This is a genomic window from Caballeronia sp. ATUFL_F1_KS4A (assembly GCF_023630905.1).
GTDB classification, from domain to species: Bacteria; Pseudomonadota; Gammaproteobacteria; order Burkholderiales; family Burkholderiaceae; genus Caballeronia; species Caballeronia zhejiangensis.
The window spans coordinates 75,698-91,326 of record NZ_JALQEB010000030.1 but is presented as its reverse complement, the minus strand read 5'-3'; the positions used below and the strand labels follow the sequence as shown (position 1 = coordinate 91,326).

Below are 15,629 nucleotides of genomic sequence, written 5' to 3'. Positions count from 1 at the left end.
AACCGGTATGTTAGCGCGTGCGCGCGGCCGACGCGCGGTCGCGCGACGCATCAGAATCCGCCGTCGAGCTCGATCTTGCTGCCGTCGAAGAAGCGCGACAGGCGAAACGCGCGCGGATCGACGATCGGTGCGTCGTTCGCGACGATATCCGCCATCAGTCGGCCCGCGCCCGGACCGATGCCGAAGCCGTGCCCCGAGAAACCCGTCGCGATGAAAAGCCCCGGTTTGCCATCCACGCGGGAGATGACCGGCACGGCATCTGGCGTCACGTCGATATAGCCCGCCCACGCTTGTTCGATGCGCAATGGATTCAGCGCCGGAAAGAGCTTGCGGAACTCCGTGACCGCCGCTTCGTTGAACGATTCGACCGGCACCGGATCGAGCGTGCGCGCGGTTTCGAAGACGGTCGGCCGGTCGAGCGGCCAGCGGCGCGGGCGTCGAAGTTCCTCGAAGAAGCGCGCGTTGAGTCCGAGCTTGATCGAACCGATCTGGCTCCTGAGCGCGGGCAGGAATTTGACGAGGAGCCGAAAGCTGTCGGGCGTGATGTCGTGATAGCTGTGAAACGCATTCGCGATGGTGTAGCCGCCGTCCAGACGCTTGCGATAGCCCATTTCCTGATTGCACGCGCTGACGTCGGGTCCGCCGTCGAGCGGCGCGGTGCGCATGACCGACGAACGCACCATGAGTTGCGGCACATCTACGCCGAGACTGCCCGCGAAATAGCGCGTCCACGCGCCGCCCGCGATGACCACGCTCGAACAGCGGATGCGTCCGTGTTCCGTGACCACGCCGTGTATCGCGCCGCCGCTCGTTTCGATGCCGCGCACCGCACAGGGCGTGAGCACTTTCACGCCGCGTTCGCGCAGCGCTGCGGCCATGGCGGGCACGGCGCGTTGCGGTTCCGCGCGGCCATCGCTCGGTGTGTAGATGCCGCCCGCGAAGCGTCGCGACGTGCCGGACATCAACGCGCCGGTTTCGTCGGGCGACGTGATACGCGAATCGAGCGCGTCGCGGCCGACGAGCGCGACGGCGCGCGCGAGCCATGCTTCGTGATCGGCGAGGGCTTTGGCATCGTCGGCGGCGTAGAGAATGCCGCATTCGCGAAAGCCGGTGTCGATGCCCAGTTCCGCATCGATGCGCCGCCAGAGCTTGAGGCTTTCGAGGCTCAGTTCGAGTTCGCGCAGGTCGCGATGCGTCGCGCGGCACCATCCCCAGTTGCGGCTCGATTGCTCGCCGGCGATATAGCCCTTTTCGCACACGGCGACCGACAAGCCTTTTTCGGCGAGCGCGCGCGCCGTGCTGATGCCGATGACGCCGCCGCCCACGACGACGACATCGACGTGATCGGGCGGCGTGCGGTCTTCGGTGATGCGTTCGGTAGGTGGACCCATGTGATGTGGTGTTGTGTTAAACGCGAACGGGCGATGATAGTCCAATGCGCAGGCTCCCTGCACCCGCTCGAGCGATCGGCTACGATGCAAGCGCTCGGGCTATCGAAGGGCGCCGTTCGGGCACGGCGCGTGCGAATCGTCGGTTCCAATTCATCTTCTGGAGAACTCTCGTGCAAAAGACAGCATCGGCAAAATGGAGCGGCGGCATCAAGGACGGCAAGGGTTTCATCTCGACGCAGACCGGCGTGCTCAACGAGGCGCCGTACGGCTTCAAGTCGCGCTTCGAGGAAGGTCCGGGCACCAATCCGGAAGAGCTGATCGGCGCGGCGCACGCGGGCTGCTTCACGATGGCGCTCTCGCTGCAACTCGAGCTGGCCGGCATGAAGGCCGAGAGCCTCGAAACCAAGTCGACCGTGACGCTCGATAAAGACGGCGACGGCTTCACGATCACCGCCTGCCAGCTCGATCTCAAGGCGAAGATTCCCGGCGCCGACAAAGCCGCTTTCGACAAGGCTGCGCAGGCCGCGAAAGAGGGCTGTCCGGTGTCGAAGCTGTTTGCGGGCAACGCGAAGATCACGTTGAACGCCGAGCTGGTGTCGTAAGCGGCGTGGCAGTCGAAGCCGAAAACGCGGACGGGCACATCACCCGTCCGCGTTTTTTTCGCGCGTCAGTTCCTCGATGATGAGCCGCGCGGGCGCCGGCAATGCCGCGCCTTTTCTGGTCACGACGCCATACGGCTCCGTGCGCGAACGCACCGCGATGGCAAGCCGCTTCGCGAGTCCGTGTCCGGCGAGAAACGTCGCCATGTCGAGCGGCATCATCGCGACGAGCGTCGGATCGCGCTGCAGCAGCAGGACGGTCGTGATGGTCGATGCCGTTTCGATCGGATGCAAGGGCAGCGGCAGCCCCGCTTCCTTGAACTCGCGCTCGTAGAGGCTGCGGATCGGCATGATGGCCGGATAGACGATCCATCGGCTCGAAGCGAGTTCGCTCAACTCGACGCGCGGTGCATCGACGAGCGCATGGGAGACGCCCGCGACGATCGCGAGCGGTTCGTCGCGCAACTCGACGTAGTGGTAATGATCCGGCTGACGCGCGACGCTCGCACGGCAGATCGCGACGTCGAGCCTGCCTTGATCCAGCAGCGCGAGCAGGCGCGCGCTCGTGTCTTCGACGACTTCGATGGTCAGCGCCGGCTGCCGCTCGCGCAGTCGCGCGAGTGCATCGACGAGCACGCCCGACACCGCGCCGGTGATCGCGCCGATGGCGAGCCGTCCGCCCGTGCCTTGCAGAATGCCCGCCATTTCCTCGCGTAAATGCGCGACGTCCATGTGAATCAGCCGCGCATAGCGGATCACGCAGCGCCCGAGTTCGTTCGGCTGAATGCCTTGCGCCGAACGCGTGAAGAGCGTGGCGCCGAGCGTCGCTTCGATCTCGCGCAGCGCCTTGGTCGCGCCGGGCTGCGTAAGCGCCATTTCGTCGGCGGCGCGATGCAGCGAGCCATGATCGTCGAGCGCGATCAGCAGGCGCAGTTGCTTGAGCCGCAAGCGCGCGGCGATGGAATCGGCATTCGGCAGCATGGTTTCGGCAGGCATAGGGACAACGAGAAGATAACGGAAAGTTATTGCCCCGGCAGCAGCTTTCATTATTCAAGCGATGCAGCGTTCTCTACATTGTGGGTTCCGTTCACCTCGTCAAGGAAATACCGACTCATGAAGCTGCTGCGATACGGCGCTCCCGGCCGCGAAAAACCCGGCCTTCTCGATTCCAGCGGCGCGATCCGCGACTTGTCCGGCGTCGTCGGCGATATCGCGGGCGATGCGCTCCTGCCCGAATCGCTCGCACGTCTCGCGAAGCTCGATCCATCGACGCTGCCCGTCGTGCCTTCGAACGAACGCATCGGGCCGTGTGTCGGACGCATCGGCAAGTTCATCTGCATCGGGCTCAATTACGCCGATCACGCGGCGGAATCGAATCTGCCGGTGCCGTCGGAGCCGGTCGTGTTCAACAAGTGGCTCTCGGCGGTCGTCGGCCCGAACGACGATGTGCGCATTCCACGCGGCTCGAAGAAGACCGATTGGGAAGTGGAACTGGGCGTCGTGATCGGCAAGGGCGGCGCGTATATCGACGAAGCCGATGCGATGAGTCACGTCGCCGGTTATTGCGTCATCAACGATGTCTCCGAGCGCGAATATCAGATCGAGCGCGGCGGCACCTGGGACAAGGGCAAGGGCTGCGATACGTTCGGCCCGATCGGTCCGTGGCTCGTCACCGCCGACGAAGTGCCCGATCCGCACAAGCTCCCGCTCTGGCTCGAAGTCGACGGCAAGCGTTATCAGAACGGCAACACGAGCACGATGATCTTCAAGGTCGGCGAGATCGTCGCGTATCTCTCGCGCTTCATGAGCCTGCAACCGGGCGATGTCATTTCGACGGGCACGCCGCCGGGCGTCGGCATGGGGCAGAAGCCGGACGCCATCTATTTGCGCGCGGGACAGACGATGCGCCTCGGCATCGAAGGTCTGGGCGTTCAACAACAACGCACGGTGGACGCATGAACCGATACGACTTCACGAATCGCGCGGCTGTCGTGACGGGCGGCGCGCAGGGCATCGGCTACGCGGTGGCGCAGCGTCTATTCGAAGGCGGCGCGCGCGTCTCGTTGTGGGATCGCGATGAAGCCGCGCTGGCGAATGCCCGCGCGCGTCTGGGCGACGTTCAGACCGTGCTCGTCGATCTGACGGATCGCGATGCAGTTGCCAACGCGACGTCGCGCACGCTGGAGCGCTTCGGGCAAATCGACGTGCTCGTGCACAGCGCGGGCATCGCGGGCGCGAACGCGACGGTCGCCGATTACGCGCCGGAAGAATGGTCGCGCGTGATCGACGTCGACCTCAACGCGGCGTTCCATGTGAATCAGGCGATCGTCAGGGCGATGATCGCGCGCGGCTATGGACGCATCGTCAACATCGCGTCGATCGCGGGCAAGGAAGGCAATCCGAACGCGTCGGCGTACAGTGCGGCGAAGGCGGGCGTGATCGCGCTGACGAAGAGTCTCGGCAAGGAAACGGCCGGCCTCGATATCGCGGTGAACGCCGTGACGCCCGCCGCCGCGCGCACGAAAATCTTCGAGCAGATGAAGCAGGAGCACATCGACTACATGCTGTCGAAGATTCCGCGCGGACGCTTCGTCGAAGTGAACGAGATCGCATCGATGGTCGCGTTCCTCGCTTCGTCGGAGAACTCGTTCACGACGGGCGCGGTCTTCGATCTCTCCGGAGGACGCGCGACTTACTGAACACACGCGTCAAGACAAGAAAATCAAGGAGACAAGCCACATGAATACCTTCGCCGCCCCGCGCGAGGCGACGCTCGACGACAGCCGCATCTACAAGAAAGTGTTCTGGCGCTTCGTGCCGCTGTTCGTGGCGTGCTTCGTGTTTTCGTATCTCGATCGCATCAACATCAGCTTTGCGAAGCTGCAGATGCAAAGCGAGCTCGGCTTCTCCGACGCCATGTACGGCTTCGGGGCGAGCGTATTCTTCGTCGGATACTTTTTATTCGAAGTGCCAAGCAATATCGTTTTGCATCGCGTCGGGGCGAAGCGCTGGATCGCGCGCATCATGATTACGTGGGGCATCGCGTCGGCGTGCATGATGTTCGTGCGCAGCGAAACGTGGTTCTACGTGCTGCGCTTTCTGATCGGCGCGCTCGAAGCGGGCTTCGTGCCGGGCGCGCTGTACTTCTTCACGAAGTGGTTTCCGTCGTCGCGGCGCGGGCGCATCAACTCGTTTTTCATGGCGTCGATCGCGCTGTGCGGGATCATCGGCAGCCCGCTGTCGGGCGCGATCATGAAGTTCTGCGATGGCCTGAACGGCATGCCCGGATGGCAATGGCTCTTTCTGCTCGAAGGCATTCCGTCGGTGCTGCTCGGCTTTGTCGTGCTCGCGTTCGTCGATGACGACGTCGATCACGCAAAGTGGCTCGACGCCGGCGAAAAGCGCGCGCTGAAAGCGCAACTCGCGCGCGATCCGAAAGTCGGCGAAGTGCATTCGCTGAAGGCCGCGTTCAGCCAGCCCGTCACGCTCGTGATGGCGCTCATCTATCTGTTCCTCGCGATGGGCATCTACGGGCTCGTCTTTTGGATGCCGCAGCTCGTGAAAACCGCGGGCACGAGCGATCCGTTCATGATCGGCCTGATCTCGATGCTGCCTTACGCGGTCGCGGGCATCGGCATGATCCTGATCGGCAAGCATTCGGACCGGACCGGCGAACGGCGCTGGCACCTCGGCGCATGCGCGCTCGCGGGCACGATCGGTTACGTGCTGTGCGGCTTCTTCCCGACGAACACGGTGATGCTCGTGATCGGCCTCACGATCGCCGCGACGGGCATCATTACGTCGCTCGGGCTGTTCTGGATTCTGCCGACGCGCTTTCTCACCGGCATCGCGGCGGCGAGCGGCATCGCGCTCATCAATTCGATCGGGCAGTTCGGCGGGATCATCAGTCCGTACATGGTCGGCAAAGTGAAGACGATGACCGGCAGCGCGACGCCCGGCCTCTATGCGATCGCATGCGCGTGCCTGCTGGGCGCGATGCTGATCGTGTGGGGCCTGCCGCGCCGCCTGTATTTCCGCGAGAGCGGCAGCGAGTGAAGCGAACTCGACCGCCGGTCAGTGAGGCGCGTTGACCACCACGTACTGAACGGACGTGCCCGAGTATTGCGGCTGATACCACGTCGAGCCGCATTGCTGATACGTCACGCCGTTGACGCTGATCGCGGAGCAACTGGGCGGCAGTGTATGAACGATGGAGCCGACTATGGCTGCCGTCGCGACCACGGTTGTCGTGACGGCGGCAGCGGTTGCCACCGGATGGTCGTTGTACCAGCCGCCGTTGTTGTAGCAGCAGCCGTGGTTGTCACTGATGTTCTGCGCCGCATTCATCCGGTTATTGCTGATGTTTGTCGCCGCGTTCGTTCGGTTCGAACTGACCTGCTGAACGGTGTCCTGCCGGTTGCCCTCACGCGTCGTGCGGTTGGCTTGCCGTGTCGCGACATTGGTTTCATGCGCGCTCTGCCAGGCGCCGCTATTCACGGACGTTTGAGCGCCGCCGCGGACTTGAAAGGCGCTTGCCGTCGACGCGATTGCTGCCAGTAAGAGCGCCGCGCATGCCGTGCTTGAGAAGTTCTTCAAATTCATGATGATGATCTCTACATTAATCGATTATTGCGTGTCTTTGACCTGCACGATTTTGATTTCGCGCGCGTTCTCAGGGGCCGAGAATGCGAATGCGCCATTTCCGATTTCAGGATTGAGGTTCCAGCGATAAATCGCCGTGTATTGCGGCCGCTCCTTGTCCGACAATGTCACGATATTCAACTTGCACGGCAGCGGTTTATCGCCTTTCTGAACCCAGAGCTGCCAATCGACCGATTTTTCGTGGTATGCATAATGTGAGCACGTCGCGCCGTTTATTGTCTCGTCACCGAGATAGGCGGCGGAAAGCACTCTTTTCATGTCGTCCGGATTCGCTCCCAGCGTGAAAATATCGCTTAACGGCAATTCGATTCCGTACTTGTCGCCGAGATCGTTGATCAGTTCCTTGATGGTGGCCGGCGCCGGCACCGTCGCATAGTATTTGCCCGGCTCAGTGTAAAGCGTGAAGTGCTTTCCGTCGAAATAGGCGTGACGACTGCTGCCAGGCGCACCGCCGGAAATATCCGCCTTGAGATGATCGGGGCGATTTACGGTCAGCTTCGTCGTGTGCGACAACTGGACCAATTGTGCCGTTTTACCGTCCACCATGATTTGATCTGTCGTCGAATCGACATCCAGAACGAACTGCTTCACGGTTTGCATATAAGCGCTCATTTTGGCCAGCGCTTCCATTGCGGCGGGATCTGGTTTATGCGCGGTCGCCGTTTCCTTCGCCGATGCGCTTACCATGCTGCATAACGCGCCTGCAACCGCGGCGCACAGCGCGAGTTTCGCGAAGATAGTCGTCATTGTCTTCTCCTGAATTGATGATTGAAATTCGACGAGATAATCATCAGAGAATACCTTTTTGTTATAGGAACATGATTTAGTCCGCGTAAATTTTCTTTGCCGATTGAAATAAATTATATGATGGAAGTGCGTCAGTTCAACTGAAACACTGATTTTCGGTTTTTGCTTCGTGCCCGGCTGACGCAATTATTACGTTTTTTGACGTCGAACTTATTCCCGCCGTATTTTCGGCGCGTTGAATAAGTATTTCGTTTGGCGTCGCGCTGGACAATCGCTGCCTGCGACGCCTTTTATTTGAATAAGCGCAATCTCTTTCGGATCAATGCACAGATCGCAATGCTCGTTGGCGCTAGCGCGCCGGAGCGCTTTTGCGCGCGGCTTTCTGCGCGTACATCTTGCTGTCGCTTGCCGCGAGCAGATCGATCACCGACGAATGCCGAGCGGCGTCGAACTGTGTCTGCCCGACGCTGAAGCGAATCCGATAACCCGGCGCCGATGCCGCATTGCTCGCCGCGAGCAATTCGCGCAGGCGATCGAGCGCGCGGCGCGTTTCGTCTTCGCGGGCGTCGGTCAGAAGGGCGACGAATTCGTCGCCGCCCAGACGGCCGATGACATCGCTCTCCCGCAGCGATTCGCGCAGCGCGGCGGCGAAGGTCACGAGCGCGCGATCCCCTTCCGCATGACCGAAGGTGTCGTTGATCTGCTTGAAATCGTCGAGATCGAAGAAGAGCAGCGACGCGTCGCGCTCAAGGCGCTTGCAGACGTTCAGCGCATGCTGCGCGAGCGCTTCGAAGCCGCGCCGGTTCGCGATGAGCGTCAGCTCGTCGACGGTCGCGAGCTCGATCGCCGCGATCTCCTGTTCCGCGATATGCGCGAGATCGCGCAACAGGCCGCGTTCGTCGCCGTCCAGCTCGCGCGGGCGCGTGTCAATGAGACAGAGTGTGCCGAGCTTGCTGCCGTTGGGCACCATGAGCGGCTGACCGGCGTAGAAACGGATGCCCGGATGGCCCGAGACGAGCGGGTTGTCGTGAAAGCGGACGTCTGCGCGGGCGTCGGGAATCATGAAGACGTCGTCTTGCAGGATCGCGTGTCCGCAGAAAGAAATGTCGCGCGAGGTTTCCTGCACGCCGAGACCCGCGCACGACTTGAACCACTGACGGTTTTCGTCGATGAGCGAGACGAGCGCGATGGGTACGTCGAAGACGCGGCGCGCGAGACGCGTCAACCGGTCGAAGCGTTCTTCGGCGGGCGTATCGAGGATGCCGAGCGTGCGCAGGGTGGCAAGGCGGGCGGATTCGTTCTCGGGTATCGGTGCGACGAGCATGTGTCTCCGTGCTTAACGTAACCACTGGAGCCGTTATTCTCTGACAATTGCGCAATAAATACACCCGTTCGTGCCGAAGGCGCGCGGTTGCGTTTTCGCTATGATGCCGATGGTCTGCGGCCCTTTGTCACGGCAATCCCTTCGCACGCGCGGCGCTCGCGCAGGTCCGATGCATTCGGCGCGTTTTTGCTGCAACCTCGTGGCTACATCGCAAGAGCCGACGATCCCATTCAACCGATCCGCCCGGAGCGCCGATGAAATTCAAGCTGGACTGGACCCTCGTTTCCCCGATTCTCGCGCTCGTCGTGCTGGCCGCGGCCGCTTTCATACACAGCGGCGCGCTGATCGTGCTCGCGGCCATCGCGCTGGCGTTCGCCGTGTTCGCGGCGGTGCATCACGCGGAAGTGGTCGCGCATCGCGTCGGCGAGCCGTTCGGCACGCTGGTGCTCGCGGTCGCCGTCACGGTGATCGAAGTCGCGCTGATCGTCTCCGTGATGCTTTCCGGGGGCCCGGAAAAAGCCGGTCTGCCGCGCGACACGGTGTTCGCCGCGATCATGATCTGCAGTTGCGGGATCGTCGGGCTGTGTCTGCTGATCGGCGGCTTGCGGCATCACGTGCAGGATTTTCAGCTGCAAGGCGCGAGCGCCGCGCTCGCGATCCTGTGCGCGCTTTCCGTGCTTACACTGGTCTTGCCGAATTTCACGAGCACGGTCGCCGGTCCCGCGCTTTCGACGTCGCAACTGATCTTCGTCGGCGTGATTTCGCTCGTGCTGTACGTGACGTTCGTGTTCGTGCAGACGATCCGCCATCGCGATTATTTCCTGCCGTTCACGCCGCCGGTCGCCGCGGGCGTGCAGGACGAGGACGAGGCGCCGCACGCGCCGCCGCCGAGCAACCGGGAGGCGTGGGTCGCGCTCATCTTTCTGATGCTTTCGCTGGTTTCGGTGGTCGGGCTGGCGAAGCTGCTGTCGCCGGCGGTGGAAGCGGGCGTCGCGGCGGCGGGCGCGCCCGAGGCTGTGGTCGGCGTGGTGATCGCCGCGCTCGTGCTGCTGCCGGAAGGACTCGCCGCCTTGCGCGCGGCGCGCCTGAACCGCCTCCAGACGAGCTTGAATCTCGCGCTCGGTTCGGCGCTCGCGAGCATCGGATTGACCATTCCCACAGTGGCCGTCGTGTCGATCTTCATGGGCCAGCCGATTTCGCTCGGGCTCGCGCCCAAGGAAATCGTCATGCTCGCGCTCACGCTGCTCGTGTCCGTCATTACGCTCGGCACGGGCCGCTCGACCGTGCTCCAAGGCGTCGTGCATCTCGTGATCTTTGCGGCTTTCCTGTTTCTTTCGGTCGTGCCTTGACGCGCGTCGTCCGATCAATCGTGCGATTTTGTTACCATTCACGGTTTTTCGCGCGCGTCCGCGCGCGACGTTTCGCGGTCTCATCGAAAGTCCTGAAGGAAAAGCATGTCATTGAAGAAGTCCGCATCGTTCGCGATGCTTGCAGCACTCGCCGCCGTGTCGTTCTCGGCGCAAGCGAAGGAAATCACGCAAATCCGTTTCGCCGTCGATCCGTCCTATCCGCCGTTCGAATCCAAGCAGGCCGACGGCAAGCTCGCCGGCTTCGATATCGATCTCGGCAATGCGCTCTGCGCGCAGATGAAGGTCAAGTGCGTGTGGGTCGAAAACAATTTCGACGGCATGATTCCCGGCCTCAAGGCCCGCAAATTCGACGCCGTGTTGTCCGACATGGGCATCACCGAAGAGCGCCTGAAGCAGATCGATTTCACCGATCCGCTCTATGACACGCACGCGCAACTCGTCGCGCGCGCCGGCTCGGGCATCCTGCCGACGCCGCAGGCATTGAAGGGCAAGCGCGTCGGCGTCGAGCAAGGCACGGTGCAGGAGCGTTACGCGAAAGTGAAATGGGAGCCGCAAGGCGTGACCGTCGTGGCTTACGGCGATCAGGAACAGGTCGAGGCCGATCTCGTCGCGGGCCGCATCGACGCGATCTTCACCGACGCCGCGCAAGCCGCCATCGGCTTTCTGAAGAAGCCGCAGGGCAAGCCGTTCGCGCTCGTCGGCCCGATCGTCGAGGACAAGGCGATCATCGGTCCGGGCACGGCCATCGGTCTGCGCAAGGGCGACGCCGATCTGAAGAACGGCCTGAACAACGCGTTCGCCGAGATCAAGAAGAACGGCACGTTCAAGCGCATCATGGCGAAGTATTTCGAGACGGATATCTCGATCCAGTAAGCGCCGTCCGCCGCATTCGTTTTCGACCGGAAAGGCATCGTTCGCGATGCCTTTTCTTTTCGCTTTCGACGAGAGATACATCGAAGATGCAGGTTCATCATCATCCGCTCGTCGGCGCGTCGCTCGGCACAGGGCGCGCGATCACGAGCTATCGATTCGGTCCGCAAGACGGCGACGCGGCGCCGAAGGTCTATATCCAGGCTTCGCTGCATGCCGACGAATTGCCGGGCATGGTCGTCGCGTGGTATCTCAAGCGGCGCTTCGCCGAACTGGAAGCAGCGGGGAAACTGAACGCGCGTGTCGTAGTCGTGCCGGTCGCGAATCCGGCGGGATTGAACCAGCATTGGTTCGGCACGCAAATGGGCCGCTTCGAGATGCGCTCGGGGCAGGACTTCAACCGGCGCTTTCCCGAGTTCGGCGCGGAATTGGCGCTCGAACTCAAGAACCGTCTGACGGGCGACGCGACGCGGAACGCTCGGCTCATCCGCGCGGCGCTGCGCGAGCATCTGGCGGCGCTCGAAGCGGCGACCGAGCTCGAATCGCAACGCATCGAGCTGATGAAACTCGCGTGCGACGCGGATCTCGTCATCGACCTGCATTGCGACTGGGAAGCCGTCGCGCATCTCTACACGACGCCCGGCGCGTGGCCCGCGATCGAACCGCTCGCGCGCTATCTCGGCAGCGAGGCGCAATTGCTTGCGGACGTGTCGGGCGGCGAGCCGTTCGACGAGGCGTGCACGGCGGCGTGGCGCTATCTGCGCGGTGCGCTCGGCGAGCGCTTTCCGATTCCGATGGGCGCGCAATCCGTCACGCTCGAACTGCGCGGCGTGCGGGACGTGTCGCACGAGATGGCGGCGCGCGATGCACAGGCGATCGTCGATTATCTGACGCACATCGGCATGATCGCAGGCGATGCGCCGAAGCCGCCGCCGCTGCGCAATCCCGCGACCCCGCTTGCGGGATGCGAGTACATCCACGCGCCGATGTCGGGCGTGATTCTGCATCGGCGGGAAATCGGCGAGCGGATTCGCGCGGGCGACGTCATCGCCGACGTGCTCGATCCGCTCGACGATCGCCTCGTGCCGCTCGTGGCGCAGACGGAAGGGCTGCTCTACGCGCGGCACTGGACGCGCTTCGCGACGGCGGGAATGCTGGTCGCGCGCATCGCGGGCGCGGACGCGGCGCGGCAGGGCGACCTGCTCGTGCCTTAGCTGCGCCTCGGTTGCGCGGCGGCGGGTACCATAGATTCGGCCGGCCTTACGTCATGGAGAACAAGAAACATGCTCGAGAACATCGATCCGCTGCTCAACGCGGACATCCTGCACGCGCTCTGCGCGATGGGTCACGGCGACGAAGTCGTGATCTGCGACGCCAACTTTCCCGCCGATTCCGTCGCGCGACAGACGGTGCTCGGGCGCGTGCTGCGGCTCGACGGCGTGAGTTCGCCGCGCGCGGTGCGGGCGGTGCTGTCGGTGCTGCCGCTCGATACGTTCGTCGATCATCCTGCTCAGCGCATGGAGGTCGTCGGCGACGCGGCCGCGCTGCCCGCCGTGCAACGCGAAGCGCAGCGTGAAGTCGATGACGCCGAGGGGCGCGCCGTGCCGCTGGCGTCGATCGAGCGTTTTGCCTTCTACGAGCGCGCGAAGAACGCGTATTGCGTGATCGCCACCGGCGAATCTCGGGGTTACGGCTGCTTCATCTTCAAAAAGGGCGTGCAGTTGGCGCCCGACGCGCCGGAGAAAAATTGACCGATCGACTTAGGGAATACCCTGTTGCTTTTTTGAAAACGTGTTGCGGTGCAGCGAGAAAAGCGTATAGTTAGGGTTATTCCCTAGCTACTTACCCTGAGAGACCCACATGAAAACCACCGCACAACAATCCCTGGTCGTTTCGTTCGGTTCCTGGCTGCGCGCGGCAAAGGCTGCGGTGCGTCGTGAGTGGAACCGTGCGCTGCAACTGCATCTTCAGAACTGCGAGATTCTCGTCGAATCGTATCGCCGCAAGTAAGCCGCGCGCGACAGCATCCCGGTCAAGAGCATCATCCGCAACGCCCCGGAAGTGAAGAGCTTCCGGGGCGTTGTCGTTTTTGCGCTTGACATGCAACCAAATGGTTGCATAATCCGTTCATGGATGACGATTCGGTTTTTCGCGCGCTCGCCGACGCGAGCCGCAGGCAACTGCTCGACCGGCTTCGCGAGGCGAACGGCCAGACGCTCGGCGATTTATGCGACGGCCTCGTCATGACGCGGCAGGCCGTGTCGAAGCATCTCGCGATACTCGAAGACGCGAATCTCGTGTCGACGCAGCGTCATGGCCGCGAGAAGCGTCATTTCCTTAATCCGGTGCCGATCCACGAGATCGCGCAACGCTGGATCAGCAAGTTCGAGCGTCCGCGGCTGGACGCTTTGTCCGACCTGAAACGCACGCTTGAAGGAGACGATCATGAGTAGCGACACGTTTGTGTATGTGACCTACATCCGCACGACGCCGGGAAAGCTGTGGGAAGCGCTGACGACGCCTGAGTTCGTTCGGCAGTACTGGTTCGGGATGCATCAGGAATCCGACTGGTCAGCAGGCTCCGCGTGGAAGATGCTGTTTTCCGATGGACGCGTCGCGGATGCCGGAGAAGTGCTCGAAGCCGAGCCGGGCAAACGCCTCGTGCTGAAATGGCGCAACGAATTTCGCGACGATCTGAAGGACGCGGGCTGGTCGCGCTGCACCTACAACATCGAGGCGCTCGGCGATGCGGTCAAGCTCACGGTCACGCACGTCAGCGAGAGCAAACCGTTCATCGAGGCCGTGTCGGGCGGATGGCCGAAGATTCTGTCGAATTTGAAGTCGTTGTTGGAGACGGGTTCCGTCGCGCTCGTCACGAAGTAACACGGCCATGAAAAACGGCGCGCTGTCCTCTCGGGTAGCGCGCCGTTTCGCTTCACGCGATCGAGCCGTCGATCAGATCGCCCAGCCGCCGAGATAGAAAACCGCGAGCACGACCGCGATCGCCACCGTGCCGACATTCAGCTTGCGCCATTCGCCCGCGACGATGCGGCCGATCACGAGCGTGCAAAAGCCGAGCATGATGCCCGTCACGATATTCGCCGACAGCACGATATACACCGCGCAAACGAGGCCCGACATCGTGTCGACCGTGTCCTCGAAATGCAGCTTGCTCACGTTGCCGAGCATCAGCAGGCCGACGTACATCAGCGCAGGCGCCGTCGCGTAGGAAGGCACGAGCGCGGCGATCGGCGACAGGAACATCACCACCAGGAACAGCACGCCGACGACGCTTGCCGCGAGACCCGTCTTCGCGCCCGCCGCCACGCCCACCGACGATTCGATATACGCCGCAGCCGGCGCGCCGCCGAAGCAGGCGGAGAAGATCGAGCTGAGCGAATCGGCGGTCAGCGCGCGGCCGCCGTTGACGATGCGTCCGTTCTTGTCGATCTGGCCCGCTTGGCCCGCGACCGCGCGGATCGTGCCGGTCGCGTCGAACACGGCGGTCATCACGAGCGCGAGCACGCTCGGCAGTACGGCCATCGAGAGTGCTCCCTTGATGTCCATCGCACCGATCAGCGATGCATGGCCCGGCGCCGACAACGCCGGCAGCGCGAACACGCCATGAAAGCGCACGGACGGATCGAAGATCAGGCCGATCGCCGACAGGCCGATCACCACCAGCAGGATGCCGCCCGGCACGCGCCGGCGCTCCAGACCGAAGATCGCGGCGAGGCCCGCCACCGACATCAGCACCGGAAACGCCGTGATATGCCCGAGCGACACCGGCATGCCGGGCGCGGGATTCTTGATGATGAGCCCGACATCGTTCGATGCGATCAGCAGCAGGAACAAGCCGATGCCGATGCCCGTGCCGTGCGCGACGCCCGTCGGCAGATTGCGCAGGATCCACGAACGCACGCCGGTGACGGAGATCGCGGTGAACACGACGCCCATCAGGAACACGGCGCCGAGCGCGATGTTCGGCGTCAATCCCTTGCCGAGCACGAGACCGAAGGCCGTGAACGCAGTCAGCGAGATTGCGCAGCCGATCGCGATCGGCAGACGCGCCCACACGCCCATCAGCAGCGAGCCGAACGCGGTCGTGAGGCACACCGCGACGAACACCGCGCTCGTGTCGAAGCCGGCCTTGCCGAGCATGCCCGGCACGACGAACACGGAGTAGACCATCGCGAGGAACGTCGTAACGCCCGCGACGATCTCGCGTTTTTCCGTGCTGCCGGTTTTGGAAATGCCGAAATAGCGATCGAGAAATCCGCCGCTGGCGGTCTGAACGCTTTCCTCTCGTTCTGTGGGGGTGATGTCGATGTCGCCAAGCTGCTGGGCGGAGGATTCCAACATGAGCTGCTCCTTTATCAGCACGCTGAAACGGAACGCCGTGCGCCGCGCTTGTCAGCTCGCCGGCACCGCGGGTCCATCGTCAGGGTCGTCTCGTATGTAGTTCTGGATGAATGCCGGGTGACGCGCTCTGATGGCTGCACTCGGTCAGGACAGAGACTAGGGGAACAGAACGCGGGGTCCAATCCCATGAAAAACATGCCGCTCATGCCGAGCGGCTTATATGCCGCGAATCCCGCGCGGGACGGGGCTCCCGCATGAGCGAAAAAAGGCCGGACTAGGGGAAACGCCTAGTCCGGACCGGGCC

17 protein-coding genes are annotated in these 15,629 nt (G+C 63.0%); 11 read left to right on the top strand and 6 right to left on the bottom strand.

Annotation, left to right across the window (positions count from 1 at the left end; genetic code table 11):
• Nucleotides 1-50: 50 nt before the first annotated feature.
• Complete coding sequence (locus tag NCS03_RS18040; protein ID WP_008353148.1) at nt 51-1,391, bottom strand: NAD(P)/FAD-dependent oxidoreductase; 1,341 nt, start codon at nt 1,389-1,391, stop codon at nt 51-53.
• Between the two features lie 170 nt (nt 1,392-1,561).
• Between NCS03_RS18040 and NCS03_RS18035 the strand changes: the two genes are divergently transcribed.
• Complete coding sequence (locus tag NCS03_RS18035; RefSeq protein WP_008353150.1) at nt 1,562-1,993, top strand: OsmC family protein; 432 nt, start codon at nt 1,562-1,564, stop codon at nt 1,991-1,993.
• A gap of 39 nt (nt 1,994-2,032) precedes the next feature.
• On the opposite strand, the gene NCS03_RS18030 is transcribed toward NCS03_RS18035, so the two are convergent.
• A complete protein-coding gene (locus NCS03_RS18030) occupies nt 2,033-2,971 on the bottom strand; it encodes a LysR family transcriptional regulator (protein ID WP_008353151.1) in 939 nt (312 codons plus the stop codon).
• Nucleotides 2,972-3,103: 132 nt separating this feature from the next.
• Here NCS03_RS18030 and NCS03_RS18025 point away from each other — a divergent pair, with 132 nt between their 5' ends.
• Genes NCS03_RS18025 through NCS03_RS18015 form a run of 3 tightly spaced genes read left to right on the top strand, consistent with a single transcriptional unit; the run spans nt 3,104 to nt 6,046 of the window.
• Entirely contained in the window at nt 3,104-3,949 is an 846-nt protein-coding gene (locus NCS03_RS18025; RefSeq protein ID WP_008353152.1) for a fumarylacetoacetate hydrolase family protein, read from the top strand.
• On the top strand, nt 3,946-4,689 hold the full coding sequence (locus NCS03_RS18020) for an SDR family oxidoreductase (RefSeq protein WP_008353153.1): 744 nt from the start codon (nt 3,946-3,948) through the stop codon (nt 4,687-4,689). The genes NCS03_RS18025 and NCS03_RS18020 overlap by 4 nt, the downstream gene beginning before the upstream one ends.
• A 40-nt stretch (nt 4,690-4,729) precedes the next feature.
• The gene (locus tag NCS03_RS18015; RefSeq protein WP_250529515.1) at nt 4,730-6,046 is read left to right on the top strand and encodes an MFS transporter; all 1,317 of its coding nucleotides are present in this window, start codon (nt 4,730-4,732) and stop codon (nt 6,044-6,046) included.
• 18 nt (nt 6,047-6,064) lie between these two features.
• Here NCS03_RS18015 and NCS03_RS18010 read toward each other — a convergent pair whose 3' ends face one another.
• The 3 genes from NCS03_RS18010 to NCS03_RS18000 form a co-directional block, all read right to left on the bottom strand.
• A complete protein-coding gene (locus NCS03_RS18010) occupies nt 6,065-6,487 on the bottom strand; it encodes a DUF6515 family protein (RefSeq protein WP_309792415.1) in 423 nt (140 codons plus the stop codon).
• Nucleotides 6,488-6,616: 129 nt separating this feature from the next.
• Nucleotides 6,617-7,399: a DUF2092 domain-containing protein gene (locus NCS03_RS18005; protein WP_250529514.1), complete on the bottom strand. Its 783-nt coding sequence runs from the start codon at nt 7,397-7,399 to the stop codon at nt 6,617-6,619.
• Between the two features lie 349 nt (nt 7,400-7,748).
• Nucleotides 7,749-8,723, bottom strand: a complete 975-nt coding sequence (locus tag NCS03_RS18000) for a GGDEF domain-containing protein (protein WP_175979417.1) — start codon at nt 8,721-8,723, stop codon at nt 7,749-7,751.
• Nucleotides 8,724-8,977: 254 nt separating this feature from the next.
• On the opposite strand from NCS03_RS18000, the gene NCS03_RS17995 reads away from it, so the two are divergent.
• The 7 genes from NCS03_RS17995 (at nt 8,978) to NCS03_RS17965 (ending at nt 13,846) form a co-directional block, all read left to right on the top strand.
• Nucleotides 8,978-10,072 (top strand): calcium:cation antiporter, encoded by a 1,095-nt coding sequence (locus NCS03_RS17995; protein WP_250529513.1) that lies wholly within the window; start codon nt 8,978-8,980, stop codon nt 10,070-10,072.
• A 105-nt stretch (nt 10,073-10,177) separates the two neighbouring features.
• Nucleotides 10,178-10,966: an ABC transporter substrate-binding protein gene (locus NCS03_RS17990; RefSeq protein WP_008353160.1), complete on the top strand. Its 789-nt coding sequence runs from the start codon at nt 10,178-10,180 to the stop codon at nt 10,964-10,966.
• Nucleotides 10,967-11,052: 86 nt separating this feature from the next.
• The gene (locus tag NCS03_RS17985; protein ID WP_008353162.1) at nt 11,053-12,177 is read left to right on the top strand and encodes a succinylglutamate desuccinylase/aspartoacylase family protein; all 1,125 of its coding nucleotides are present in this window, start codon (nt 11,053-11,055) and stop codon (nt 12,175-12,177) included.
• Nucleotides 12,178-12,246: 69 nt separating this feature from the next.
• Nucleotides 12,247-12,714: an RbsD/FucU family protein gene (locus NCS03_RS17980; protein WP_250529512.1), complete on the top strand. Its 468-nt coding sequence runs from the start codon at nt 12,247-12,249 to the stop codon at nt 12,712-12,714.
• A 109-nt stretch (nt 12,715-12,823) separates the two neighbouring features.
• Nucleotides 12,824-12,973, top strand: a complete 150-nt coding sequence (locus NCS03_RS17975; RefSeq protein WP_157695790.1) for a hypothetical protein — start codon at nt 12,824-12,826, stop codon at nt 12,971-12,973.
• 119 nt (nt 12,974-13,092) lie between these two features.
• On the top strand, nt 13,093-13,416 hold the full coding sequence (locus NCS03_RS17970) for an ArsR/SmtB family transcription factor (RefSeq protein ID WP_250456814.1): 324 nt from the start codon (nt 13,093-13,095) through the stop codon (nt 13,414-13,416).
• Complete coding sequence (locus NCS03_RS17965) at nt 13,409-13,846, top strand: SRPBCC family protein (protein WP_250529511.1); 438 nt, start codon at nt 13,409-13,411, stop codon at nt 13,844-13,846. The genes NCS03_RS17970 and NCS03_RS17965 overlap by 8 nt, the downstream gene beginning before the upstream one ends.
• 72 nt (nt 13,847-13,918) lie before the next feature.
• On the opposite strand, the gene NCS03_RS17960 is transcribed toward NCS03_RS17965, so the two are convergent.
• Nucleotides 13,919-15,325 carry an NCS2 family permease gene (locus tag NCS03_RS17960; RefSeq protein ID WP_250529510.1) on the bottom strand — a complete coding sequence of 469 codons (1,407 nt, stop codon included), beginning with the start codon at nt 15,323-15,325 and terminating at the stop codon, nt 13,919-13,921.
• Nucleotides 15,326-15,629 lie beyond the last annotated feature (304 nt).